This is a genomic window from Thermohalobaculum sp., from assembly GCF_058622915.1.
Window position 1 is genome coordinate 1 of record NZ_JBZSYN010000139.1, and the last position, 24,024, is coordinate 24,024.

Annotated in this window: 20 protein-coding genes and 1 tRNA gene; 11 read left to right on the forward strand and 10 right to left on the reverse strand. The window is 69.9% G+C overall.

Going from position 1 to position 24,024, the window contains the following annotated elements; genetic code table 11:
- The 6 genes from ugpE to AC32QD_RS10745 form a co-directional block, all read right to left on the reverse strand.
- Positions 1 to 693: sn-glycerol-3-phosphate ABC transporter permease UgpE (gene ugpE / locus AC32QD_RS10720; RefSeq protein ID WP_492010491.1), on the reverse strand; the 693-nt coding region annotated here is incomplete at its 3' end.
- Between the two features lie 10 nt (positions 694 to 703).
- Positions 704 to 1,588 (reverse strand): sn-glycerol-3-phosphate ABC transporter permease UgpA, encoded by an 885-nt coding sequence (ugpA, locus tag AC32QD_RS10725; RefSeq protein WP_492010492.1) that lies wholly within the window; start codon positions 1,586 to 1,588, stop codon positions 704 to 706.
- Between the two features lie 82 nt (positions 1,589 to 1,670).
- Positions 1,671 to 2,993, reverse strand: a complete 1,323-nt coding sequence (gene ugpB / locus AC32QD_RS10730; protein ID WP_492010493.1) for a sn-glycerol-3-phosphate ABC transporter substrate-binding protein UgpB — start codon at positions 2,991 to 2,993, stop codon at positions 1,671 to 1,673.
- 357 nt (positions 2,994 to 3,350) lie between these two features.
- Positions 3,351 to 5,231, reverse strand: coding sequence for a sensor histidine kinase (locus AC32QD_RS10735; protein WP_492010494.1), 1,881 nt, complete (start codon positions 5,229 to 5,231; stop codon positions 3,351 to 3,353).
- Between the two features lie 14 nt (positions 5,232 to 5,245).
- Positions 5,246 to 6,052: a response regulator gene (locus AC32QD_RS10740; RefSeq protein ID WP_492010495.1), complete on the reverse strand. Its 807-nt coding sequence runs from the start codon at positions 6,050 to 6,052 to the stop codon at positions 5,246 to 5,248.
- Between the two features lie 22 nt (positions 6,053 to 6,074).
- Complete coding sequence (locus AC32QD_RS10745; protein WP_492010496.1) at positions 6,075 to 6,374, reverse strand: hypothetical protein; 300 nt, start codon at positions 6,372 to 6,374, stop codon at positions 6,075 to 6,077.
- A 476-nt stretch (positions 6,375 to 6,850) separates the two neighbouring features.
- Between AC32QD_RS10745 and AC32QD_RS10750 the strand changes: the two genes are divergently transcribed.
- Positions 6,851 to 8,305: an MFS transporter gene (locus AC32QD_RS10750; RefSeq protein ID WP_492010497.1), complete on the forward strand. Its 1,455-nt coding sequence runs from the start codon at positions 6,851 to 6,853 to the stop codon at positions 8,303 to 8,305.
- A 227-nt stretch (positions 8,306 to 8,532) separates the two neighbouring features.
- On the opposite strand, the gene AC32QD_RS10755 is transcribed toward AC32QD_RS10750, so the two are convergent.
- A complete protein-coding gene (locus AC32QD_RS10755; protein ID WP_492010498.1) occupies positions 8,533 to 10,980 on the reverse strand; it encodes an FAD-dependent oxidoreductase in 2,448 nt (815 codons plus the stop codon).
- A gap of 4 nt (positions 10,981 to 10,984) precedes the next feature.
- Positions 10,985 to 11,608 carry a dimethylsulfonioproprionate lyase family protein gene (locus AC32QD_RS10760; protein ID WP_492010499.1) on the reverse strand — a complete coding sequence of 208 codons (624 nt, stop codon included), beginning with the start codon at positions 11,606 to 11,608 and terminating at the stop codon, positions 10,985 to 10,987.
- A 77-nt stretch (positions 11,609 to 11,685) separates the two neighbouring features.
- On the opposite strand from AC32QD_RS10760, the gene AC32QD_RS10765 reads away from it, so the two are divergent.
- Together AC32QD_RS10765 and AC32QD_RS10770 are read left to right on the forward strand one after the other, a co-directional pair.
- Entirely contained in the window at positions 11,686 to 12,597 is a 912-nt protein-coding gene (locus AC32QD_RS10765; protein ID WP_492010500.1) for a MurR/RpiR family transcriptional regulator, read from the forward strand.
- Between the two features lie 12 nt (positions 12,598 to 12,609).
- Positions 12,610 to 13,695 carry an aromatic ring-hydroxylating oxygenase subunit alpha gene (locus tag AC32QD_RS10770; RefSeq protein ID WP_492010501.1) on the forward strand — a complete coding sequence of 362 codons (1,086 nt, stop codon included), beginning with the start codon at positions 12,610 to 12,612 and terminating at the stop codon, positions 13,693 to 13,695.
- Positions 13,696 to 13,884: 189 nt separating this feature from the next.
- Here the strand turns inward: AC32QD_RS10770 and AC32QD_RS10775 are convergent.
- A tRNA-His gene (locus tag AC32QD_RS10775) sits at positions 13,885 to 13,961 on the reverse strand.
- A 316-nt stretch (positions 13,962 to 14,277) separates the two neighbouring features.
- On the opposite strand from AC32QD_RS10775, the gene AC32QD_RS10780 reads away from it, so the two are divergent.
- Complete coding sequence (locus AC32QD_RS10780; protein ID WP_492010502.1) at positions 14,278 to 15,258, forward strand: sensor histidine kinase; 981 nt, start codon at positions 14,278 to 14,280, stop codon at positions 15,256 to 15,258.
- A 15-nt stretch (positions 15,259 to 15,273) separates the two neighbouring features.
- A complete protein-coding gene (gene glyA, locus AC32QD_RS10785) occupies positions 15,274 to 16,590 on the forward strand; it encodes a serine hydroxymethyltransferase (protein ID WP_492010503.1) in 1,317 nt (438 codons plus the stop codon).
- 51 nt (positions 16,591 to 16,641) lie between these two features.
- Here the strand turns inward: glyA and AC32QD_RS10790 are convergent, their stop codons facing one another.
- A complete protein-coding gene (locus tag AC32QD_RS10790) occupies positions 16,642 to 17,793 on the reverse strand; it encodes an AI-2E family transporter (protein ID WP_492010504.1) in 1,152 nt (383 codons plus the stop codon).
- Between the two features lie 228 nt (positions 17,794 to 18,021).
- Between AC32QD_RS10790 and AC32QD_RS10795 the strand changes: the two genes are divergently transcribed.
- From AC32QD_RS10795 to AC32QD_RS10820, 6 genes are all read left to right on the forward strand, one after another.
- Positions 18,022 to 18,162: a hypothetical protein gene (locus AC32QD_RS10795; RefSeq protein ID WP_492010505.1), complete on the forward strand. Its 141-nt coding sequence runs from the start codon at positions 18,022 to 18,024 to the stop codon at positions 18,160 to 18,162.
- A gap of 151 nt (positions 18,163 to 18,313) precedes the next feature.
- Positions 18,314 to 18,496 carry a DUF1328 domain-containing protein gene (locus tag AC32QD_RS10800; protein ID WP_492010506.1) on the forward strand — a complete coding sequence of 61 codons (183 nt, stop codon included), beginning with the start codon at positions 18,314 to 18,316 and terminating at the stop codon, positions 18,494 to 18,496.
- A 591-nt stretch (positions 18,497 to 19,087) separates the two neighbouring features.
- Complete coding sequence (locus AC32QD_RS10805; protein ID WP_492010507.1) at positions 19,088 to 20,035, forward strand: ABC transporter ATP-binding protein; 948 nt, start codon at positions 19,088 to 19,090, stop codon at positions 20,033 to 20,035.
- A 20-nt stretch (positions 20,036 to 20,055) separates the two neighbouring features.
- Positions 20,056 to 20,802 (forward strand): ABC transporter permease subunit, encoded by a 747-nt coding sequence (locus AC32QD_RS10810; RefSeq protein WP_492010508.1) that lies wholly within the window; start codon positions 20,056 to 20,058, stop codon positions 20,800 to 20,802.
- Between the two features lie 4 nt (positions 20,803 to 20,806).
- Entirely contained in the window at positions 20,807 to 22,693 is a 1,887-nt protein-coding gene (locus AC32QD_RS10815; RefSeq protein WP_492010509.1) for a GldG family protein, read from the forward strand.
- The gene (locus tag AC32QD_RS10820) at positions 22,690 to 23,700 is read left to right on the forward strand and encodes a DUF4340 domain-containing protein (RefSeq protein ID WP_492010510.1); all 1,011 of its coding nucleotides are present in this window, start codon (positions 22,690 to 22,692) and stop codon (positions 23,698 to 23,700) included. The genes AC32QD_RS10815 and AC32QD_RS10820 overlap by 4 nt, the downstream gene beginning before the upstream one ends.
- Positions 23,701 to 24,024: the final 324 nt, after the last annotated feature.

Genomic DNA, 24,024 nt, shown 5'->3' on the forward strand with positions numbered 1-24,024 from the left:
CACCGTGCTCATCGAGGGATCGGTGGTCACGATCAGTGGCCACAGGTACTGGTTCCAGCCGTAGATGAACAGGATCACGAACAGCGCCGCGATGTTGGTGCGCGAGAGCGGCAGCAGGATGTCGGTGAAGAAGCGCACGGGCCCGGCGCCGTCGATGCGCGCCGCCTCGAGCAGCTCGTCGGGCACGGTGAGGAAGAACTGGCGGAACAGGAAGGTCGCGGTGGCCGAGGCGATCAGCGGAATCACCAGGCCCGGATAGGTGTTCAACATGCCGAGATTGGCGACCACCGCGAAGGTCGGCACGATACGCACCTCGACCGGCAGCATCAGGGTGATGAAGATCATCCAGAAGAACACCATCCTGAGCGGGAAGCGGAAATAGACGATGGCGTAGGCCGAGATGATCGAGATGGCGATCTTGCCGATGGCGATGCCCAGCGCCATGACCAGCGAGTTGCCCAGCATCACCATGACCGGTGCGCCGCCGAAATTGGCAACGTCGCCGGTCAGCACGGCGCGGTAGTTGGTCCAGAACTGGTCGCCGGGCAAGAGCGGGATCGGCGCCGTCATGATGTCGCTTTGCGTGTGGGTCGAGGCGACAAAGGCCAGGTAGACGGGCAGGATCACCACCGCGAGCCCGGCGAGCAGGATGGCGTGGGCGAGGATCGTCAGTCCGGGGCGGCGCTCGACCATGGCTCTCTCCTCAGGCGTACTGCACGCGCCGCTCGACATAGCGGAACTGGACCACGGTCAGCCCGATCACGATGGCCATGAGCACCACCGACTGCGCCGCCGAGCCACCCAGGTCGAGCCCGACGAAGCCGTCGCGATAGACCTTGTAGACCAGGATTTCGGTGGCGTTGGCCGGGCCGCCGCGCGTGGTGGCGTGGATCGTGGCGAAGGTCTCGAAGAAGGCGTAGACGAGGTTGACCACGAGGAGGAAGAAGGTCGTGGGCGAGAGCAGCGGGAAGACGATGCTCCAGAAGCGCCGGAACGGTCCGGCGCCGTCGATGGCCGCGGCCTCGATCAGCGAGCGCGGGATCGCCTGCAGCCCGGCGAGGAAGAACACGAAGTTGTAGCTGACCTGCTTCCAGGCGGCCGCGATCACCACCATGATCATGGCGTCCGAGCCGTGCAGGTAGGGGTTCCAGTCGATGCCCATCCCGTGGATCACGTAGGCGAGGATGCCCACCGTGGGGTTGAACATGAAGAGCCAGAGCACGCCCGCGACCGCAGGCGCCACGGCGTAGGGCGAGATCAGCAGCGTGCGGTAGCCCGCCGAGCCGCGGATCACCCGGTCGGCCATTACCGCGAACAGGAGCCCCGAGCAGATGCCCAGCACCGTCACCGCGCTGGTGAAGACCGCCGTGACCTCGAGCGAATTGAGGTATTTCGGGTCTTGGAAGATGGCGGCGTAGTTGCGAAACCAAACGAATTTGGTGGAAAGCCCGAAGGCGTCCTGCACCAGCATCGACTGCCACAGCGCCTGGCCGGCCGGCCAGAGGAAGAAGATGACCGTCACCGCGATCTGCGGCAGGACCAGCAGATACGGCAGGATCGGCCGGCGGAAATGGACCCGCTTGAGCATGCGGTGAGGGCCCCCTCGAGGTGGCGTCGGGGCCCGCCCGCGCGGCGGGAAGGCCCCGGTTCGGCCAGCGCGCGCGGGCGCCCTAGCTGTGCGCCGCCTGGAACTTGCGCAACAGCTCGTTGCCGCGCTTGACCGCCTCGTCGAGGGCCGCCTTCGGGGTCTTGTCGCCCGCCCAGACGGCTTCGAGCTCCGAGTTGATGATGTCGCGGATCTGCACGAAGTTGCCAAAGCGCAGGCCCTTCGAGTTCGGCGTCGGCTGGTGCAGGCTGAGCTGGCGGATCGCCGTGTCGGTGCCCGGGTTCTCCTTGTAGTAGCCCTTCTGCTTGGCCAGCTCGTAGGCCGCCTTGGTGATCGGCACGTAGCCGGTGGACTTGTGCCAGTCGAACTGCACCTCGGGCGAGGAGAGATAGGTGAAGAACTTGGCGACCCCCTTGTAGTCCCGCTTGGGGTGGCCGCGCAGCACCCACAGCGTGGCGCCGCCGATGATCGAGTTCTGCGGCGCGCCCTTCACGTCGGCGTAGTAGGGCAGGAAGGACTGGCCGAACTTGAACTTCGCCTGCGCCTTGATGCCCCCGTAATAGGCCGAGGAATTGATCCACATGGCGCATTTGCCGGTGGTGAACATGGGCAGGCTTTCACCGCGGCGGCCGCCGTAGTCGAAGATCTTGGTCTTCTGCCAGCGGGCGAGATCGGAGATCTCGCGCGTCACCAGGTCGTTGTTGAACACGAGCTTGGTGCCGAGCCCGCCGAAGCCGTTCTGAAGCGTGCCGATCGGCGAGTTGTGCCAGGCTGAGAAGTTCTCGATCGCGACCCAGGACTGCCAGCCGATGGTGAAGCCGCAGGGATAGCCCGCCGCCTGCAGCTTCTTCGAGTACTCGCCCATCTGGGCCCAGGTCCTGGGCGGCTTGCTGGGGTCGAGCCCGGCCTTGGTGAAGGCGTCCTTGTTGTACCACAGGACCGGCGTCGAGCTGTTGAACGGCATCGACAGCAGGTGGCCCTGGGTGTCGGTGTAGTAGCTGGCGACGGCGGGCAGGTAGTTCGATTTGTCGAACGGCTCGCCGGCGTCGGCCATGAGCTGGTAGACCGGATAGACTGCGCCCTTGGCCGCCATCATGGTGGCGGTGCCGACCTCGAACACCTGCACGATGTGCGGCTGCTGGTGGGCGCGGAAGGCCGAGATCGCGGCCGTCATGGTCTCGGTGTAGTTGCCCTTGTAGACCGGGACGACCTCGTATTTGCTCTGGCTGTCGTTGAAGCCCTGGGCGATCTGTTCGACCTTCTTGCCGTTTTCGCCGCCCATGGCGTGCCACCACTGGATCTTGATCCGCTCGGCCGAGGCGGTGCCCGCCCAGGCGATGGCGGCGGCCAGCGCCAGGGCCCCGTACCAGCGTGAAGTCAGATGCATTCTTTCCTCCCTGTTCTGCATTTGGCGAGCCGTCGTCCCGGCCCTCAGGGCCGATCGGGGCGCAGGCGCATGGCGCGCGGCCCTTGTGCCGCCTGCCCGAGATTACCGGGTCCCGGCGTCATTCCCGTGACGACGAGGGGCACGTATCCCGGCGCCGCGCCCGCAATGCAGGGCGCGGTCGGGACCGGCGGTGGACTTGTGCTTTCGCGATCCCGAAAGGCGTGACCTTGCCACATCCCCATCTGGCGTCAGCTCACCATTTCCCCCTCACACGAGGGGCCAGGCTAGCCCCGAATCTCGCAACCTGGCAAGCGGATACCGGCGCGGGGGACGGTCAGCGGGGGGCGGTCGGCGGGCTCAGGCCGCGCCGGTGGGCTGACGGCGCGCAGGCGTCGGTTCGGTGTCGTGGGACGGAGGCCGCTCGGGCCTGTTGCCGACCGGCCCGTGTAGCCGGACGTGGATCACCGTGCCCGGCGGGCCCGTGATCTCCAGATCGCCGTCGATCTGCTTGACGAAGGCCTCGATGAGCTGCAGCCCGATGCCGCCGTGCTTGCGCGCTGCAGGGGGCATGCCGACGCCGTCGTCGGCCACCGTGAGCGTGCCCGCGTCCTCGCCCTCGCTCTTGAAGGCGACCGAGATCCGGCCGCGGCGATCGTCGGGAAAGGCGTGCTTGAGCGAGTTCGTCATCGCCTCGGTGACCAGCAGCGCCAGGGGAATGGCGCGATCGGTGGCGATCATGAAGGACGGCAGGTTGATGTCGAGCTCGACACGGCCCGCCGTGCCCGAAAGCACCGAGAGCATGCTCTGGCACAGCTCGGTCATGAAGGCGCGCAGGTCGACGCGCTGCACGTCGTCGCTCTCGTAGAGGTGGCGGTGCACCAGGGCGAGCGCCCGCACATGCGCCTTGACCTCGCCCAGCGCCGCCGCCCCCTCGCTGCCCCCGGCGGCGCCACCGCGGATGTTCAGGAGGCTCGAGACGATCTGCAGGTTGTTCTTCACCCGGTGGTGGATCTCGCGCAGGATCATGTCCTTCTGGTTCAGCGAGGCGCGCAGCTCCTCCTCGCGCACCTCGATGCGGTGCGCCATGAGCGCCAGCGTCTCGCACAGGTCGCGCAGCTCGCGCGGGGCCTCGTCGAAGGCGGGACGCTGGTCGTAGCTGCCGCGGCCGTAGGCGCGCGCCATGCCCCTGAGCCGCCCGATCCAGCGGGTCACCAGATAGCGCGTGCCGAGCCAGGCCGCGACGATGCCGGCCAGCCAGATCGCGGCGAGGCCGAGCACCCGGTTGAACAGGTCCTTCTCGACGCCGCCCAGCGCGCTGACCGCGGGCATGCCGAACAGCACCGTGACGTCGCCATGGGGCAGCGCCACCGAGGAGAACACCCGGCGCTTGTTGTCGCCGCCGGTGGCCTCGAAGTCGGTCAGCCGCCGGTTCAGCACCGCCGTGGCCAGCTTGGTGCCGATCACCGAGGAGAGCGAATCCAGCCCCTTGCCCTCGGTGATGCTGGCCGCAGGGACCTCAGCGGCGGTGTGCTTGCTGGCGCCGCCTTTCGCGGCGCCCGATTCGCTCAGAAGGCCGCGGTCGGCCAGGATGTTGCCGTTGCGGTCGATGAGGAAGAACACGCTCTCGGGCGGCAGGCTCACCTCGCGGATGAAGGCCGAGAGCCAGTAGAGCCGGATCGAGGCGGAGAGCACCCCCTGGAACTGGTAGTTGCTGCCGTAAACCGCTTGCGCCGCCACGATCACCGGATAGTGCGAATGCGGCGGCACGGTGTAGTCGCTGATGGTGAAGGCACGAAAGCCGCGCACCTCCTGGAACCAACTGCGGCCCGAGACGTCGGTGATGTCCTGGTTGGTCACGCACAGCTTCTTGCCCTCGGGGTCGTAGTAGCCGAGGCTGGCGAATTCCGGCGTGCGGTCCAGCGCCTTCTTGAGCACCGCGTCGCAGTTCGGCCCGCCGCCGTTGCGGATCACCCTCTCCTTGCCGAGCTGTTGCAGGGTCTTCTGCGCGTCGTCGAAGAACTTGCTCTCGTAGGTGGCCGTCAGGGTGGCGAACTGACGCACCTGCAGCTTGGCGCGCGCGGTCTGCTCGAGATAGGAATCCCAGGCGAGGTAGAGGCTGACGATGGTCGGCGGCAGCACCAGCAGGGTGAAGACGAGCGCCAGCCGGCCCGACAGCGTGTCGGCGATGAAGCGCAGGCCGCGGCCGGCCCGCGCCGCCGCTTTGTCCCCCGGGTGCAAGCCGGCTCCCGACCCTAGCTCGCCGCCGCCACGGGCGCCGCCGGATGCAGCAGCAGCGCCTGGCTGAGCGTCACCTGCAGCTCCTCGGCGTCGAACGGCTTGGTGATCAGATAGGTGGGCTCGCGGCGCTCGCCGGTGAGCAACCGCTCTGGGAAGGCGGTGACGAAGATCACCGGCACGTCCATGGCCTCGAGGATCTCGTGCACCGCGTCGATGCCGGAACTGCCGTCGCGCAGCTGGATGTCGGCCAGCACGACGCCGGGCGCGCGGGCGCGGGCCATCTCGACCGCGCGGTCCTTGGTGTCGGCGATGCCGACCACGCCGTGGCCCATCGAGGCGACGATGCTGGCCAGGTCGAAGGCGATCACCGGCTCGTCCTCGATCACCAGCACCTGCGTGCGGGTCTGCGCATTCAGGTCTTCGCGCGCCCGGGCCAGGTGGTGCTCGATCTCGCTGCGCGTCAGCTCGAGGATCTGCGCCACGTCGTCCAGCGTGAAGTCGCACAGCGTGGTGAGCAGCAGCACCTCACGCTCGTGCGCGGGCAGGGCGCGGATATGCCGCTCGAGCTTCTCGGCCCCCGAGCTGCCCTCGATCGGGTCACTGCCCAGGGGCGCGAGCACCCTGTTCCACAGCGCGTGGAAGATGCGGTAGAGCCCGACCCGGATATCCTCGTCCGCCTCGATCAGCGAGACATCGGCCAGCAGCGACTCGAGACACGCCTCGACATACCGGTCGCCGCGCTCCTGCGAGCCGGTGAGGCAGCGGGCATAGCGCCTGAGCGACGGCAGGTGGCGGACGATCTCGCATTGTGCACTCGACATGGTGTTGCGCCTCCGTTGGATGTTATCGCTTCCTGCCCGTGTCTGGAGAGGTCCGGCCCACCGCCCGGTCGCGGCAGGGGACGGCCTCGACACTGTTTTCCTCGTTGGAGTCGATGTCGCCGTCGGCGCCGTTCGCGCTGCGCAGCTTGGCTTCCAGCCGCTTGGCAAGGTCGGCAATGCCCGGCGGCAGCTCTTTGTCCGCGGTCTCGTCGTAAAGCGACTCGAGCTCTCGCCGCAGCCAGGCGTCGAGCGCCTTCGTCGAATCCGGCCGGCCGGCCGGCTCTTCGTGCGTGGTGATTTCTTCCAGTGTCTTGTGACTCATGACGGCCGCCCTCGCCGGCACTTCAACACACTCGTCTACGAACGCACCCGCTGCGGCGCCCTTCGCGCCGGCACGCCATGCCGAAAGGCGGCAGGTTCGACCGCATGCGACACACTAACTGCATTCGGCAGCATTTTATTCCAGATCGGCGATAAAATCACCGTGCCGGGCACCGTGCCCCGCCGTGCGGCGCCGGTCGGACGCGCCGAAGGGAGATAGAATATACAAGGATTTCAGATGTTTGAGCCTCCTGGCCGCGGCGCTTCCTCGGCCCGGGGCGCGGCGCCGTGCGAGCCGGGAGTACGACGGCAGCGCGCGCCGCCCGAGGGTTGCGAAGAAACGGGCGTACCCTTGCATCGTTAAGGGGACAGGAAATTGCGCAGACCGGAGGCGGCGTCAGCGCCCGGCGGGCGCGGTCAGGAGAGCCGGGCACGCCGTCGCCAAGCGCCCGGGGCCGAGAGCGGCGAGAGAGGTTGATGTTCAGCGCAGCCGACACGGCCGCAAGGCTGAAGGCGACGATCACGGCCGTGGCCGGCGGGGCCGTGGGCCTGCGCGCGGTTTTCATGCTGGGCGCCGTTCTCGCGCTCGACGCGGCCGACAAGGGCGCCGTCTCGGCCGTCTCGGGGCAGATCAAGGCGGCGTTCGACATCAGCAACACCGGGGTAGGCCTGGTCCTGGCGGTGGTCTCGTTCGTCGGTGCCGCCGGCGCGCTGCCCATGGGCATCCTGGCCGACCGGACGCACCGCAAGACGATCCTGATGGTCGCGATCGCCACCTGGTCGGGCGCCACCGTGCTGAGCGGCGCCAGCTCCTCACTGGCCTATCTCCTCGGCGTGCGGGTACTGCTTGGGGTGGCGACCGCGGCCGCCTGGCCCTGCGTGGTGTCGCTGATCGGGGACTTCTTCCCGGCGCAGGAGCGAGCGCGCATCTATGGCCTGATCGCGGCGGGCGAGCTGGCCGGGGCGGGGATCGGCTTCTTCGTCTCGGCCGAGGTCTCGACTTTTGTCGGCTGGCGCGGGGCGCTCTATGCCATGGGCGCGGCGCCGCTGCCGCTGGTCTGGGCGATCTGGCGCTACCTGCCCGAGCCCCGGCGCGGCAGCCAGAACCTGCTTCTGTCCCACGGGCCGGGGCGGCAGCCGGCGAAAGGCGACGGCGCGGCGCGCGAGGCGGTGCGCCGCATGCACGTCGAGCCGCGCGCGGCGCTGGTGCTGCAGCGGGACCCGACGCGGCTGAGCTGGCACCGAACGATCGGCTACCTCGTGCGGCTGCCGACCTACCCGCTGCTGGTGCTGGCCTCGGCGCTGGCCTATTTCTTCTTCGCCGGGATCCGGGCCTTCGTGATGATCTATCTGACCGGGCATCTCGGGCTGTCGCGCGGCGCCGTCAGCTGGATGATGGTGGTGATCGGGGGCGGGGCGCTGGCGGGCGCGGTCGGCGGCGGGCGGCTGTCGCAGCGGCTGATGGGACGTGGCCCGGTGGTGGCCCGCATTTTCCTGCCTGCCGCGCTGCTGGCGCTCTCGGTGCCACTGCTGGCCGTTGGCCTTTGGACGGCGAGCGCATGGCTGGCGCTGCTGCTGATCACCGCGGGCAGCGCCGCCATGACCGCCTCGATCGGACCGGTCGACGCGGCGCGCCAGGACATCGTGCACCCGCGGCTGTGGGGCCGCGCCGAGGCGGGGCGGATGGTCCTGCGGGCCAGCTTCGAGGGTGTCGCTCCGCTGGTCTTCGGGGCGCTGTCGGGCGTGCTCGCCGGGGGCGGCATGCGTGGCCTGATGTGGACCTTCCTGGCCATGCTGGCTTCTCTGGTCGGCGCCTCGGCGCTGGCTCTGCCGGCCAGCCGCACATATCTGCGCGATGTGGCGACCGTGACCGCCTCAACCGACGCCATCTCCGGCGAAGGGAAGAGGGTCAGCGGCCGGCGCCGAAGCTGAGAGGGCCGAAATCCACCAGCCCTGCGGCGCAAGCGGACCCTGCGCGGAGCGGGGCGAACCGCCGGCGCCGGCACGGCATCGAGCCGGTCCGACCGGGCGGATCGCGCAGCGGCCCAGTGAGGCCGGCACCGGGCGGCGGGGCCGGCAAGGGGCGTGGCGGCCGGTGCCGCGCTCCCCCAAGCCGGCGGCCGGTTGCATCCGACGGCGCGCCCGGGAGCGTATCGCGCTCACACCGTCGCCGGCAGGGTGTCGAGTCGGGGCTGTTCGTTGCGCGCGTCCCGGACGGCCCCCTCGATCACGGTGGCGCGGCGCGGGCGGCCGAGCACCAGGACCTCGAGCTCGGTGCCCGGCGCGGTCAGCGCCGGCCGCAGATAGGCCCAGGCGAGGCAGGCGCCGATGCCGTAGCCGAAGCCGGCCGAGGTGATCGCTCCCACGCTGACGCCGCCCTTCCAGACGGATTCGGAGCCGAGCGGGTCCGCTGCGGGCGCGTCGGCGGGTTCTTCGAGCCGCAGCAGCGTCAGCGCCCAGCGGCTCGGCCCGGCAAGCGAGGCCTGCGCGCCCTGGAAGCCGCCGCCGCGCGCAAAGCGCGTCAGCCCGGCCTCGGCGAGCGTCACCTCGGGGGTGATCTCGTGGCCGGACTTGTAGGCCTTCTCCATGCGCATGGCGTTGAGCGCCGCGGCGCCCACATGGACGAGGCCGAGCGGCTCGCCGGCGGCGACCAGCGCGTCATAGACCGCGCGCATGCCGGCTATGGGCACGTGCAGCTCCCAGCCGAGCTCGCCCGTGTAGCTGACGCGCATGGCGCGCACGTCGGCGATGCCGGCAATGGCGATGTGCCGCGCCGACAACCAGCGGAAGGCGGCATTGTCGAGCGGCGCCCGCGTGCAGCGCGCGAGCATCTCGCGCGAACGCGGGCCGGCCAGCATGATGACGCCGCGCGCCTCGGAGACGTTGTCGAGGCCGACGCGCTCGCCCCCGGCGCGCTGCTCCTCGAGCCAGCCGAGGAGCGCGGCCTCCTTCGCCGCGGCGTAGACGAGGTAGAAGCGATCCTCGGCGAGTCTCGCGACGGTCGCCTCGCCCTCGACCCGGCCGTTTGGATTGACGAGGTAGGTCAGCGTCACCGAGCCGACCTGCCGCAGCAGCCGGTTCGAGGAGACGCGCTCGAGAAACGCGGTTGCATCGGGCCCGTGCAGCTCGAGCTTGGCGAAGGCGGTGAGGTCGGCGATGCCTGCGGCGGAGCGCAGGCCGTTGACCTCGGCGCCGACCACGTCGTGCAGCGCCGAGCGGCGGAAGCTGTGGATGTGCGCCCGGGCCATGCCGTCGCGGGCGTACCAGTAGGGCCGCTCCCAGCCATAGACCTCCTGGTAGACCGCCCCCCTTGATCTCAGAGCCTCGTAGAGCGGCGAGGTCTTGGAATGCGATGGCCGGCAGGCGGGGCGGTCAAGGTGGGGGAAGGGGATCTCGTGGCGCAGGAGATAGTCCTCCTTCGCCTTCTCGATCCGGTAGGTCTCGTCGATCCTGGCGCCGAAGCGGCGCGGATCGAAGGACGCCATGTTGATGTCGGCCGCGCCGTGCACCATCCACTGGGCGAGGTAGCGGCCGGCGCCCGGCCCCCAGGCGATGCCGACCTGGCTGCCGCAGCAGAGCCAGAAGTTGCGCACCCCCGAGGGCCCCAGCATCATGTTGCCGTCGGGCGGATGCGTGATCGCGCCGTGCACGACGCGCCTGATGCCCCGCTCGGCCAGCACGGGCATGCGCTCGAGCGCGTTCTTAAGCCAGGGCATGATGCGGTCGTAATCGGGCTCGAAGAGCTCGCTCTCCGCCTCCCACGGCGTGCCGTCGTCCCACACGGTGGTGGCGTTCGCCTTCTCGTAGATGCCGATCAGCCCGGACTTCTGCTCCATGCGGATATAGCCCGACACCTCGCGGTCATCGCGCACGACCGGCAGCTCCGCGCCCAGCTCCATGAACTCCGGCACCGGTTCTGTGATCAGGTAGTGGTGCAAGAGGTTCGCGATGGGCAGGTCCAGGCCGACCCACTTGCCGATCTGGCGCACATAGGTGCCGCCGGCGTTGACCACGATCTCGGCCCGGATGTCGCCCTGCTCGGTGTGCACGAGCCATTCCCCCGAAGCGGTCTGCGCGAGGCCGGTTGCCCGGTTGCGGCGGATGACCGCCGCGCCCATCCGGCGCGCGCCGGCAGCCATGGCCAAGGTAACGCCCGCCGGATCGACATGGCCGTCGTGGGGCGTGTGCAGGGCCGCCTTGACGCCGTCGAGATTGTAGAAGGGGTGCAGCGCGCGGATCCGCTCGGGCCCGACGATCTCCATCGTGTGGCCGAGGCCCCGGCCGACCGAGAGCGTGTAGCCGAGCCAGTCGAGCTCCGCCTCGGTGTAGGCGACGCGCAGCGAGCCGCAGCCGTGCCAGTTGGCGCTCTGGCCCGTCTCGGCCTCGAGCCGCGCATAGAGCTGCGTGCCGTAGGCCGCCATCCTGGCCAGCCCGTAGTGGCTCACCGAGTGGGTGATCTGGCCGGCCGCGTGCCAGGTCGAGCCCGAGGTCAGCTCCGCCTTCTCCAAGAGGATCAGGTCGGTCCAGCCCTCCTTCGCCAGATGATAGGCGAGCGCGCAGCCCATGACGCCGCCACCGATGATCACGACCCTGGCCTGGTCCCGCAAGCGGCTATCCTTTCAGCGCGTAGGTCTCGACCGCGATGTCCCCGCTCCAGCGCCAGGCGGCGAGCACGGGCTCGGCCGATGTGGTGCTGGCATGGGGTATGCCCGAGGGATGGAAGATGTAGCTTCCGGGCCGGCGTGGCGCGGCGGGTGCGCCGGCGGACTGCCACGCGGCCGTCCCGGCGATGACAAAGAAGGTTTCCTCGGCGGCGTGCGTGCGGGTGGGGTAGTGCAGCCCCGGGCCCTGCACGAACAGGCCGACGCGCACCGATTGGTTGGGAATCATGCCGTCGGGGCCGATCAGCTCGGCCGTGGCCATGGCGAGCCCGATCTCCGGCCGGATGCGGCCGTCCGCAAGGCCGAAATGATGCCAGGTGATCAGGTCGGCCGCATCGCGCCCTGCGCCGATCACGGAATGGGCGGTTGCCAGCGCGAACGCCCGCGTCATGACGTTGTCGATCGCAAGGGCGGTCCCGGGCGGCGGCAAGGGTTGCCCGAGCGAGGCACGCAGCGCCGCGGCGGCTTCGCTGCCGCCCGGGCGGCCCTCGGCCTCATAGATCGTGGCCAAAGCGTGGAGCAGCGCGTCGAAGCGGTGCTGGGCGCTCAGCTGTGCAATCTCGGCAACGGCCATGGCGCGATTCCACTTGCGGGGCGACAGCGTCAAGGCTATCTGTGATACAAATGAACCAAAGTCAATTAGAATGTGACATGCGGCACAACGAGCAACGAAGCGCCGCGGAGGTGGTCAAGGCGCTGACCGCCGAATTCGATGCCCTCTCGCCGCAGCTCCAGCGCGCGGCGCGCTTCATCATCGACCACCCGCGCGAGGTGGGCGTGCAGTCGATGCGCGCCTTGGCGGCAAAAATCGAGGTGCATCCGAACACGCTGATGCGCCTGGCCCAGACCATCGGCTTCGACGGCTACGACGCCATGCGCGAGCGGTTTCGGGATTTCATGGTGGCCGGGGGGCTGGGCAGCTTCCGCGACCGGGCGAAATGGCTGCAGGAGATGGAGGCGCGCGGCGGCACCGCGGAGGTGATCGCCGAGATGGCCGGGGCCACCGGGCAGAACCTCGAGGCGATGTGGCGCCGGCAGGACACCCGGGCGCTCGATGCGGTCGCGGACGCGATCATCGACGCGCCCCGGGTCTTCGTTTTGGGCATGGGCTCGGCCTACTGCCTGGCGCAGCAGTTCTGGTACGTCGCGCGCATGGCCTTCGAGCACATCGTGCCGATCCCGCGCCACGGCAGCCAGCCGATCGACGACCTGGCCTGGGTCCGGCCCGAGGATGTGCTGGTGGCGCTGACCTTCCAGCCCTACCGGGCCGAGACGATGCAAGCCGTGCGCCGGGCACGCGAGATCGGAACGACGATTGTCGGGGTGACCGACAGCCTCACCTCGCCGCTAGCGAAGCACTCGGACCACCTGCTGGTCTCGCCGACCCACACGCCGCAGTTCTTCCAGAGCCAGGCCGCGGTGACGGCGCTCCTGGAGGGGCTGATCGCGGTCATGGTGGCGCGCGCGGGCGAGGAGGCCGCGGCACGGGTCGAGGCCTTCCACGACGAGAGACTGGCGGCGGGGCTCTACGAGGAGCCGGCACCGCTGGTGCAACGTGGCTGACGGAGCCGCCCCGTGAACGCGCCCATAGACGCACCCGCCCCGGCCGTGGCGCTGCCCGCGCGCTATTACACCGATCCCGGGATCTTCGCGCAGGCCCGCGAGCGCATCCTGCTGCGCTCGTGGCACTATGTCTGCCACGCGACCAGCGTGCCCGAGCCGGGTGACTACTACGCCTTCACCCTGCTCGACCAGGACCTGTTCGTGGCGCGCGGGCGGGACGGGGCGCTGCGGTGCTTCTACAATGTCTGCCAGCACCGCGGCCACAGCCTCGTCGAGGGAACGGGCCGCACCCGCGTCCTGGTCTGCCCCTACCACGCCTGGAGCTACGAGCTCGACGGCCGGCTGCGCGCCGCGCCGGGCTCCAGGGACACGCCGGGCTTCGAGCGGACCAAGATCTGCCTGACTGGGGTCCTGCTCGAGGTCTTCCTCGGCTTCGTGTTCGTCAATCTCGACGCCGGCGCCGCGCCGATGTCCGCGTGCTATCCCGGGGTCGCCGAGGCGGCGCGGGCGCTGTGCCCGGACATCGAGGCCCGGGCCTTCGCCCACGAGCACACCGCGCACGAATTCTGCAACTGGCTGGTGGCGGTCGAGAACTACAACGAGTGCTACCACTGCGGCCATGTGCACAAGGCCTTCTCAAGCGGCGTGATCGACCCGGACACCTATGACATCCAGCCCTTCGGTGAGGGCCGCGTACTGCATCACACCGCCAGGCCCGCGGGCCGTCAGGGCAAGTGGTACGACACCTCCGGCTCGGACTATGGCAGCTTCTACCTGTTCCCGGCCTTCAGCCTGCAGATCTATCCGGGCGGGCTCGTAAACAGCTACTGCTGGCGGCCGCTTTGCCACGACGACACGGTCGTCCACCGCGGCTGGTTCAGCCGCGACGGCGTGGTCGACGACCGGTTGCAGGCGGTGATCGAGCGCGACCGCGACACCACCTTCGCCGAGGACCTGAAGCTGGTGCGCAACGTGCAGCGCGGCCTCGGCTCGCGCGGCTACCGGCCGGGCCCGCTGGTGATCTCGCCGGCCTGCGGCATCAACTCGGAGCACGCCATCGTCGCGTTGCACGGCTGGGTGCGCGGGGCGCTGGCGTGAGCGGGACCATGCGTGCCCTCGACGCCAGCCGCCGGGCGATGAAGGACCAATCCCTGCTCGGACTTGACGTATAGACAGGGAAAATCGGGGGAACGGGTGACGCCCGATTTTCCGGTCGTGTGCCGACATGGCACTGACACGGCTTGGGGCGAGCCGAGTCTAAGCACCGTTCCAACGCATCGATAAGGTTGGTACCGCCTTCTGGATTCGAACCAGAGACCCCCAGATCCACAATCTGGTGCTCTAACCAGCTGAGCTAAGGCGGCTCTCGGGCGCGCCGCGGCAGTGTGCGGCCCGCTTGGGGCGTGATCTACCGTCGGGCGCGGCGCTTTTCAAGCTTCGGATGGTCGGATTCGGTCGCCCAGGGGTCATCTGGGCTGGAACGGCGCCCCGCTTTGCATAGTATCGGAGGGCTTGAGGCTGTCCGGTCTCGGGGAGGGGAAGCATGGTCGCGGAGGACAAGGCGGGGCTCGCACCGGCGATGCAAGGCTCCGCCCCGGCGACGCCGGTGGCGACCCTCCCGCGTGCCGTCCTGTGAGAGCCGCCGAGCAGAGCGGTCCGGAGCGGGTCAGCCCCGTTGCGATGGCCGCGCTCGACGTCGCCGGGCAGATCCGCGAGCGCAGCCCGGCCGATCTCGCCATCTTCGGCGAGGGGGCCGCGCGGCTGGTCGAGCGCTTCGTGCAGCGCGACCGCGGGCAGGCGCTGCTGGCCCGCGCCGCGACCGACGGCAGCGCCGAGGGCACCGCCTGGCTCGTCACCGGCGCCGGCCAGGGACGCTTTCGCGTCAGTCTGTGGCGCCAGCGCGGCGGCGAGCGGATCCGCATCCTCGCCGCCTTCTCGTCGTGCGAGGCGGCCGGGGAGGAGGCGGCGCCGGGGCTTTCGGAGCGTGTCCGCGAGGCGCTGCTCCGCTTTGGCTATGACATGCGCTCGCCGCTGGCTGCGGTGATGGGCTTTGCCGAGACCATCCGCGGCGCGGCGGATCGGCTGAAACCGGCCGAGGCGGCGGGCTATGCCTCCGACATCGTCGCCGCGGCCTGGCGCCTGGCGCGCGTCGCCGAGGACCTGGAAGCGGCCGGCGCGACGGGCGAGCCGGGGCCAGCGGTGGCCGCGGGCGAGGTGGATATTGCCCGGCTCATGCGCCGGGTGGTCCGGCTGGCCACGCCGACGGCGGACTTGGCCGGCGTGACGCTCGACACCGGCGGTTTGCCAGGGCGCGGCGAGGGTCCGGTGGTGCTGGGCGACGAGCGGACATTGTGGAGCGTGCTGGATGCCCTGGTCGACAATGCCCTGCGCCACGCCGGGCGCGGCGCCGAGGTAAGGGTGGCGCTGCGCGCGCCGGGCCGCGGGCAGGGGCTGGTGCTGGAGCTGGCCGACAATGGCCCCGGGCTGGAGGCGGATGCGCTGGCCCGGCTCCTCGACGGCAAGGGGATCGGAGGCGGCATCGCGCTTGCGCGCAGCCTGGCGCAGGTTAGCGGGGCCGAGCTCGAGTTCGAGACGGCGCCCGGCGAGGGGCTGATCGCGCGGCTGTCGTTTCCCGCGGCGCGCTGCCTCGATCCGGTCTGACCGAGGGAGGCGGGGATGACGCAACTGGCGCGGCGCGACTGGGTGCCCGACGAATGCGAAGCTTACGTGCAACGGCTCGCCGCGGAGGCGGCCGCGGCCGCGACGCAAGAGGTGGCGGCCCGCATTGCCGGCCTGATCGAGCGCAACCGGGAGATCCACGAGCGCGACTGCGTGAACCTCAACCCGGCGACCAACGTGATGAACCCCCGCGCCGAGGCGGCGTTGGCAGCGGGTCTTGGCGTGCGGCCCTCGCTCGGCTACCCGGGCGACAAGTACGAGACGGGCCTCGAGGCCATCGAGCAGATCGAGGTGATCGCCGCCGAGCTGGCGGCCGAGGCCTTCGGCGCCCGCTTCGCCGAGGTGCGGGTTCCTTCGGGCGCGATGGCCAACCTCTATGCCTTCATGGCCTGCTGCCGCCCGAGCGACGCGGTGATCGTTCCGCCCGCCGCGATCGGCGGGCACGTCACGCACCACGCGGCCGGGGCCGCGGGGCTTTACGGCCTGACGATCCACGCCGCGCCGGTGGCAGAAGACGGCTATACGGTGGATGTGGCGGGCCTGCAGCGGCTGGCGGTGGAGGTACGGCCCAGCCTGATCAGCCTCGGCGGCAGCCTGAACCTGCTGCCGCATCCGGTGACCGAGGTGCGCGCGATCGCGGACGACGTGGGCGCCAGGGTGTTGTTCGACGCCGCGCATCTGTGCGGCATGATCGCCGGCCGGGCCTGGCCGAACCCGCTTGCCGACGGTGCCCATCTGATGACCATGAGCACCTACAAGAGCCTCGGCGGGCCGGCCGGCGGGCTGGTGGTGACCAACGATGCCGGGTTGGCCGAGCGGCTCGATCGCATCGCCTTCCCGGGACTGACGGCGAACTTCGACGCCGGGCGGGTGGCGGCGCTGGCGCTGGCGCTTCTGGACTGGCGCGCGCATGGCGCGGCCTATGCGGCGGAGATGGTGGCGACCGCCTCGGCGCTGGCCGAGGCGCTGGAGGCCGAGGGCCTGCCGGTCTTCCGCGCCGGGGGCGTGGCCACGGCCTCGCACCAGTTCGCCATCGAGGCGGCGCGCTGGGGCGGAGGCCAGCGCATGGCCAGGCAGCTTCGGCGGGCGAACATCCTGGCCTGCGGCATCGGCTTGCCCGCCGCGCCGGTCGCAGGCGACATGAACGGGCTCAGACTCGGCACGCCCGAAATCGTGCGGCGCGGCATGACGGCGGCCGAGATGGGCGAGCTGGCGGGGCTGATCGCTCGCGCGCTGGGGCCCGATCCCGAAACGCTGGCGGCCGCGGTCACCGCCTTCAGGCAGCGCTTCACCGGGCTGCGGTTCGTCGCCTGATGCGGCCTCCGGCTGCTGCTTCGCCCTCCGGGCGGCAAGTCGGCGGCGCTGTCACTCGGACGTCAGTGTCATCGGCGCCGGGGCCCGGCCGGGCCCAGAAGTGCTCTGCTCGACGGTGCTCGGGTCGACGGTGCCGGCGACGCCGGGAGCAAGCGGCCGGCCGGCACTGTTGCCCGGGGGGGCCGGGCGCACGCGCGGGGCGATCATGCCCTGCCAGAAGCGGTGCGCGACGATCAGCGACGGAGTGGCGACGAGCGCCCCCAGCGCGCCCCACATCCAGGCGCCGAACGCCAGCGCGAGAAAGACCGAGAGCGAGCCGACACGCAGGTGCCGGCCCACCACCATGGGCGTGACAATCTCGCCCTCGACCACGTTGAGCGCCACCAGCGCCACAACTGGAAAAAACGCCTCGACCACGCCGGAAAAGCTCACCAGCCCGACCGCGAAGACGATGATGTTCGAAATGAACGGCCCGATATAGGGCATGAAGTTCAAGACCGCGACCATCGCGCCCCACAGCGTCGGGTTCGGCAGGCCGAGCAGACGGAAGGCGATTCCGGCGGCGATGCCGAGGGCCGCGTTGATGATCGCGATGGTCAAGAGGTAGCGGCTGACGCTGAGCCGCATGTCGCGGATCGCGCGGCTGAGCCGCAGCCGGGTGCGCGAGTCGGGGCACAGCCTCAGGACACCGCGCCGCAGGGCTTCGCGCTCGGCCAACAGGAAGAAGCACAGGAATCCGACATAAAGGAAGGTCAGCACCGCCTGCGGTGTGGCGAGCAGGACGTCGGTGGCCATCTTCTGGCCCGACTTCATCACCGCGTTGGCCGGCGAATCCGGGCCGGCGAGCTTGCCGGCGGCCCCGAGGTCGGCGGTATTGACCGCCTGCTCGATCTCGCGCTCGAAATGGCGCAGCTGCCACTCGATCGAGCGGAACACCGCGGGCGCGCGCAGACGCCACTCCTCGGCCGAGGGCAGCAGCAGGTAGATGCCGCCCGCCACGACCAGCACGCACAGCCCGACCACCGCGGCGGCGGACAGCGACGAGGGGATGCCGAGCCGCTCGACGGACGCGACCAGGGGGGCGAGGGTGAGGGCCACCAGACAGGCCAGCACAGTCGGAGCGACAATGATGCCGGCGACCCTGGCGGCGGACAGGACCGCCACCACGGCGAGAGCGGCGACGCTCCAGGCGATGATCCGCAACGTCGTCTCGCGGCTTTGACCGGGCGTCGGTCCTGGACCGGGGCCCGGACCGGGCCCCGAGGTTCGGCTGCTCATGCGCTGCTCCTTGTCTCGGCCTGACGCCGGCCCCGCGCGTGCAATGGCTCAAGAGATGATGATCCTCAAACGCACGGGCCGCTGCCGCGGTTCCCGCCATGGCCGCGGCGAGCCGGCGCGGAACCGCCCGGTCCGGCGCACGTTGACCCTGGCATGGCGCGTGCAATCGCATTCCTGGAAACCGAGACGGGCGCGTCGGCGATCGACTGGACGTTCCTCTCGGTCGGCCTGCTCGCGCTCGGCATCACCATTGGCTCCAACCTCTACGCCGCCGCAATGCAGCTGGCCGGCTGAGGGCGCGCATCGCGCGGGCCGCCGATCGGTAGATGCCGGGCGCGAGCAGCGATGCCGGACGGCCCGCGCCTTCTGCGACACGATGGTGAACCGATGGGCAGGCATCGGCGTTTGAAGCTTCGGACCAACACCGGACCGGAGGACCGAACCGATGCTGACCTGGGCCCTGATCTTCCTTGGGGTCGCGTTCATCGCGGCCATCTTCGGGTTCACCGGGATCGCCGCCACCTCGGCGGGCATCGCGCGCTTTCTCTTCGTGCTTTTCCTCGTGCTTTTCCTTGTCACGCTGGTTGCAAACGCCTCCGAGCCCGCGATCGGCCTCGCCGCGCCGTAACGGCGGCGGGGCCGAGCAGGCGCATGGGGCCGGCGCGGCGCGCTACTTCGTCACCTGCGGCTTGGTCCACACGCCGCCGATGCCCTGGCCGGGATTCTCCGGCCTCGCGGCGAACGGGTTTTTGGCGAGGCAGGCAATCCGCTCCCCGCCGGATTGTCTGAAGCCGGCGTCTTGCCTGGGCCGCGAGGCCGTTTCGCGGATTGATGCAGCTCACGCCGGCTCGGGGACGGACGACCTGACGCGCCGTTGGCCCTCGCGCCAGCCCGCGGCCGGGGCGTGAGGTTTTGTCGCAGCCTGGCGGGTTGTTTTCCGCGGCGACTCGTATCTGAACTGAGCCGGTCCGCTTTGGGCGGCACCGGCGCGCGCGCCTTTCGCCGAAGCGGACGAAGCGGACGACTGCTTTTTGGGCTCCGAACATGGCCTGACCCGGAATGAAAATCGAGCTGGCGCCGCCGACCGGCCCTTGCAGCTTGCTTGCCTGCGAACGGGGGCTCGGCCCGGCGACCGGCCTTGACCGGCAGGCCGGTGCGAGTAAACGAAAGGTCCCGACAGGCATTCGACGCAACAAGCCCCGCGCGGAGAGCAACTGTCATGCCACTCTTGGAAGCAACGGATCTGACCCGGCGGTTCGGCGACATAATCGCCGTGGAGGCGGTCGACCTCACCGTCGACAGGGGCGAGGTCGTCGGGTTTCTCGGCCCGAACGGGGCCGGCAAGACCACGACCATGCGCATGATCGCCGGGTTCCTCGACCCCGACCGGGGTCAGATCCGGGTCTGCGGGCACGATGTCCTTGCCGCGCCCATCGCCGCCAAGCGCAGCCTCGGCTACCTGCCCGAAGGCGCGCCCGCCTATCCGGAGATGCTGGTGGCGGACTTCCTGCACTTCGTCGGTCGCGCGCGCGGGCTGGGCGGGCGAGGCCTCGAGGCGCGGCTTGCCGACATGGTCGACATGGTCGGGCTCAAGGAGGTCTGGAACCGGCCCGTGGAGGCGCTGTCCAAGGGCTTTCGGCGGCGGGTGGCGATCGCGCAGGCGCTGGTGCACGACCCCGATGTCCTGATCCTCGACGAGCCGACGGACGGGCTCGATCCCAACCAGAAGCACGACATGCGCGAGCTGATCCGCCGCATCGCGCCGAAAAAGGCGATCGTGGTCTCCACCCACATTCTCGAGGAGGTCGAGGCCGTGTGCAGCCGCGCCGTGATCATCGCCGGCGGCCGCGTCGTCGCCGATGCCACGCCCGAGGAGCTGGTCGGCCGCGCGGCAGCGGTGAACGCGATCCGCGTGACGGTGGCGGTGACCGATGCCGAGACCGCCCGCGCGCGCATCGCGCCGGTGCCGGGCGTGGAGAACATCGAGCTGACCGGCACCGCGAACGGCGGAGCGCGGTTCGTGGTGCGCACGGCCGATGGCACCGCGGGGCCTTCCCGGCTCGCCGCCGCGCTGACCGAGGCGGGGGTCGCGATCGAGGAGATCGGGCCGTGCCGGCCGCGGCTCGAAGACGTCTTCCGCGAGATCACGCGGGGGCGCGGGACCTGACCCTCAGACAGGAGAACGCCATGGGTGCGTCGCTTCGCACGGTGACCGTCGTTTTCGGGCGCGAGTTCCGCGGCTATTTCGCCACGCCGCTGGCGGCGGTCTTTCTTGTCGTCTTCCTCGCGCTTGCCGGGGGCATGACCTTCTTCGTCGGCGGCTTCTTCGCGCGCGGGCAGGCGGATCTCGTCTCGTTCTTCAACTGGCACCCCTGGCTCTACCTGGTGCTGATGCCCGCGATCGGCATGCGGCTGTGGGCCGAGGAGCGGCGCAGCGGCACCATCGAACTGCTGCTGACCCTGCCGGTCAGGACCTGGGAGCTTGTGGTGGCGAAGTTCCTCGCCGGCTGGGCGTTCACCGGCGTGGCGCTGATTCTGACGACGCCGCTGTGGGCGACGGTGAATTACCTGGGCAACCCGGACAACGGGGTGATCCTGGCGGGTTACCTGGGCAGCTTCCTGATGGCGGGTGCATTCCTCGCCATCGCCGCCTGCCTCTCGGCCCTGACCAAGAACCAGGTCATCGCCTTCATCACCGCGGCGGTGGTCGGCTTCGTGCTGGTCATGGCGGGCACCGAGCTGGTGCTCGGGGCGCTGCGCGACTGGGCGCCGGCCTGGGTGATGCAGATCGTGCAGTCGCTGTCCTTCGTGGACAATTTCCGCCGCCTCACGCGCGGCGTGATCGAGGCCCCGACGCTGGTGTTCTTCAGCTCGCTGATCGTGCTCGGGCTCTGGATCAACGTGCAGATCGTCGAACTCCGCAAGGCGAGGTGACGCAATGGCCGGGAAGAACCGCTCACGCCTGATCCCCTGGGCGATCGCGCTTTCCGTCGTCCTGTTCCTGGCGATCAATGTCGCTGCGGGCAACGTGCTCAGGGGCGATCGCGCGGACCTGACCCAAAACGGTCTCTACACCCTGTCCAACGGCACGCGGCATGTGCTGCAAAACCTCAAAGAGCCGCTGCATTTCCGCTTCTTCCTGTCCAAGAACCTGGTGAAAGAGGCGCCCCAGATCGCGGCCTATGCGGCGCGGGTCAAGACCATGCTCGAGACCTATGCCGAGCTGTCCAACGGCCACATCAAGCTCGACGTGATCGACCCCAAACCCTATTCGAACGAAGAGGACCATGCCGTGGGGCTGGGCATCGACCGCGTCCAGGTGCCCGGCGCCTCGGATGCGATGTTCTTCGGCCTGGCGGCGACCAATTCGACCGACGGGCTGAAGACCATCCCGATGTTCTCGCCCGACCGCGAGGCGTTCCTCGAGTACGACCTGACGCGCCTGGTCGTGCAGCTCGGCGATCGGGGCAAGCCGGGCGTGGCGCTGATCGACGGGCTCGGGCTCACGGGCAATCCGATGCAGCGCACGGGCCAGCAGCAGATCCTCACCCAGCTGCAGGACTTCTTCAACGTGCACGTTCTGGGCGGCGACATCGACTCCTTCCCCAAAGGCACCGATGCTCTGATGGTCGTGCACCCCAAGCACCTGTCCGACCGTACGCGCTATGCCATCGACCAGTGGGTGATGGCGGGCAAGCCGGCGATGATCTTCGTCGACCCCTATGCCGAGACCGCCCGCGGGCCGCGCGGGCAGATGCCGCACGATCCGTCCTCGGACCTGCCGCGCCTGTTCAAGGCCTGGGGCGTGGGCTTCAACCCCAAGAAGGCCGTGGCCGATCCCACCTACGGACTGGAAGCGCACCGTAAGATCGGCGGGCGCGAGGTGCAGGTGACCAACTACCCCTGGCTCGCCCTGGGGACGGACGCGATGAACCGCTCCGAGCCGTCGCTGGCCCAGCTCTCGACCATCATCGTCACCACGGCCGGCGCCTTCACCGCCGACAAGCCCGGCGTCAAGCTCGAGCCGTTGCTGACCGCCTCGCCGCAGGCCGGCCTGGTGGACGCAAGCGCGGCCGGCAGCCCGTTCGCCGACCCGCGCGCGCTGGTCGACAAGATCAAGCCGCCGAAGAAGCCGCTGGTGATCGCCGCGCGCCTGACAGGCAAGCTCCACTCCGCCTTCGCCGCGGGCAAGCCCGCCAAGTCCGAGGCCAAGGGCAAGACGCTTACCGTCTCCGCAGCGCCGGCGAACGTGATCCTCGTGGGTGACGCCGATATGCTGATGGACCGCGACTGGATCCAGCACCAGCAGATCTTCGGCCAGGACGTCGCGCGCGCCTTCGCGAACAACGGCGACTTCGTGCTGAACGCGGTCGAGCAGATGGCCGGCGGCCCGGCGCTGGCCGACCTGCGCGGCCGCGGCGTCTCGTGGCGCCCCTTCGACCGCATCGATCAGCTGAAGAAGAAGGCCCAGGAGAAGTATCTGGACCGCCAGCGCGCGCTGACCAAGCGCATCAGCGCGACCGAGAAGAAGCTCGAGAACCTCGACACCGGCCAGAAGGGCCAGGGCGAGCTCGTCGGGGCGGGGGCCAAGGGGGCGATCGATCAGTTGCGCGCGGACCTGCTCTCGGCGCGGGCCGAGCTGCGCCACGTGCATTACGAGCTGCGCCGCAATGTCGAGCAGTTGAAGACCTGGATCACCGCCGCGAATGTGGGCGTGGTGCCCGGAGTGGTCGCGATCTTCGCGCTCGGCGCCGCGTTCCGCCGGCCCAAGAGGCGGCTGCCGCGCCGGCGTGACAACGGCAAGTCCGAAGGAGGCACGAAATGACGCCAAGGTCGTTTTCCGTCCTTGCCGGGCTGACCGTGGTCGCCGTGGCGGCCGCGGTGGCAACCTCGGCGCCGCGTGGCGGCAGCGGCATCATGGCGGCGCAGGGCACGTCGCTGTTCCCCGACCTGCTCGGCCAGGCCAAGAAGATCGGGACCGTCCGGATCGAGCGCAGCGACGGCCAGACAACGCTGACCAGGACCGGCGACAAGTTCGTCGACGCCTCGGGCTACCCGGCGAAGACCGATGCTGTGCGCCGGCTGGTGCGCAGCCTCGCCGGCCTGACCATCGAGGAACGCAAGACCTCCGATCCCAAGCGCCATGCCGAGATCGGGCTGGCGGCACCCGATGCCAAGAAGGGCGCCGGCACGCGGGTGCTGCTCGAGGCCGCGGATCACAAGCAAATCGCCGGCGTGGTGGTCGGCGAGCGCAACTACACGGTCGGCGGCGTCAACGGCGGCGAATTCGTGCGTCGCGCGGGCGACAACCAGGCATGGCTGGTGCAGGGCGCGGTGAGCCTGCCCTCGACGCGCGCCGGCTGGTTCGACACCTCGCTGGCCGAGTTCAAGCCGACGCATATTTCGGCTGTGACCATTGACAACGCCAAGGGCTCGATCATGCTGGTGCGCGGAGACAAGGGGCTGAAGCTGGCCTCGGTGCCGCAGGGCGCCACACCCAACCAGGACAAGATCGACCGCATCGTGCAGGCGGTCGCAGCGCTGAGCTTCGACGACGTGCGCAAGCGCGCCGGCGACGTGCCTCCGACCGCGCCAACGATCACCATCGCGCTCGAGGACGGCTCGCGCGTCACGCTGAGCCGGCTGGGGAATGGCTCGGACCAGCATCCCTGGTACCGCGTCGAGACGGCGCCGCCGGTGGGCAAGGATCCGCTTCCCGCCGTCGCCACGCTGGCCAAGCGCGCGCACGGCTATGATTTCCAGCTGGGCAACTCGGTGACCGACGTGATCGGCTGGACCCCCGACGCGCTGGTCAAGCAGCCGCAAGGCTGACACCGCCGCAGCGAGCGAATATGCGGGCCGGGCGCCCCGCGGGCCGAGCCGGCCCCGATCACTGCATCGCGTACGCCGGCGTCGGTGCCCCAGGCTGACCACGTGCGCCCGCCGCGCCGGCACGCGATTCGACGAGCACGGCGCTTCCGCCGGCGAATGAAACATTACGAAACTGTGGCTTTTGGGCAAAGGCTTGGCAAACCTTGGGTGTCAGGGTCCGGTTTGCCAGGCTCCGCATCCGGTGGAGCCGGGAGCAAGGGCGGGGATGCAACGTGATCCGTCTTGACATCTTCCCGGCTCGGTCTGGCGCGACGCCTGGGCCGG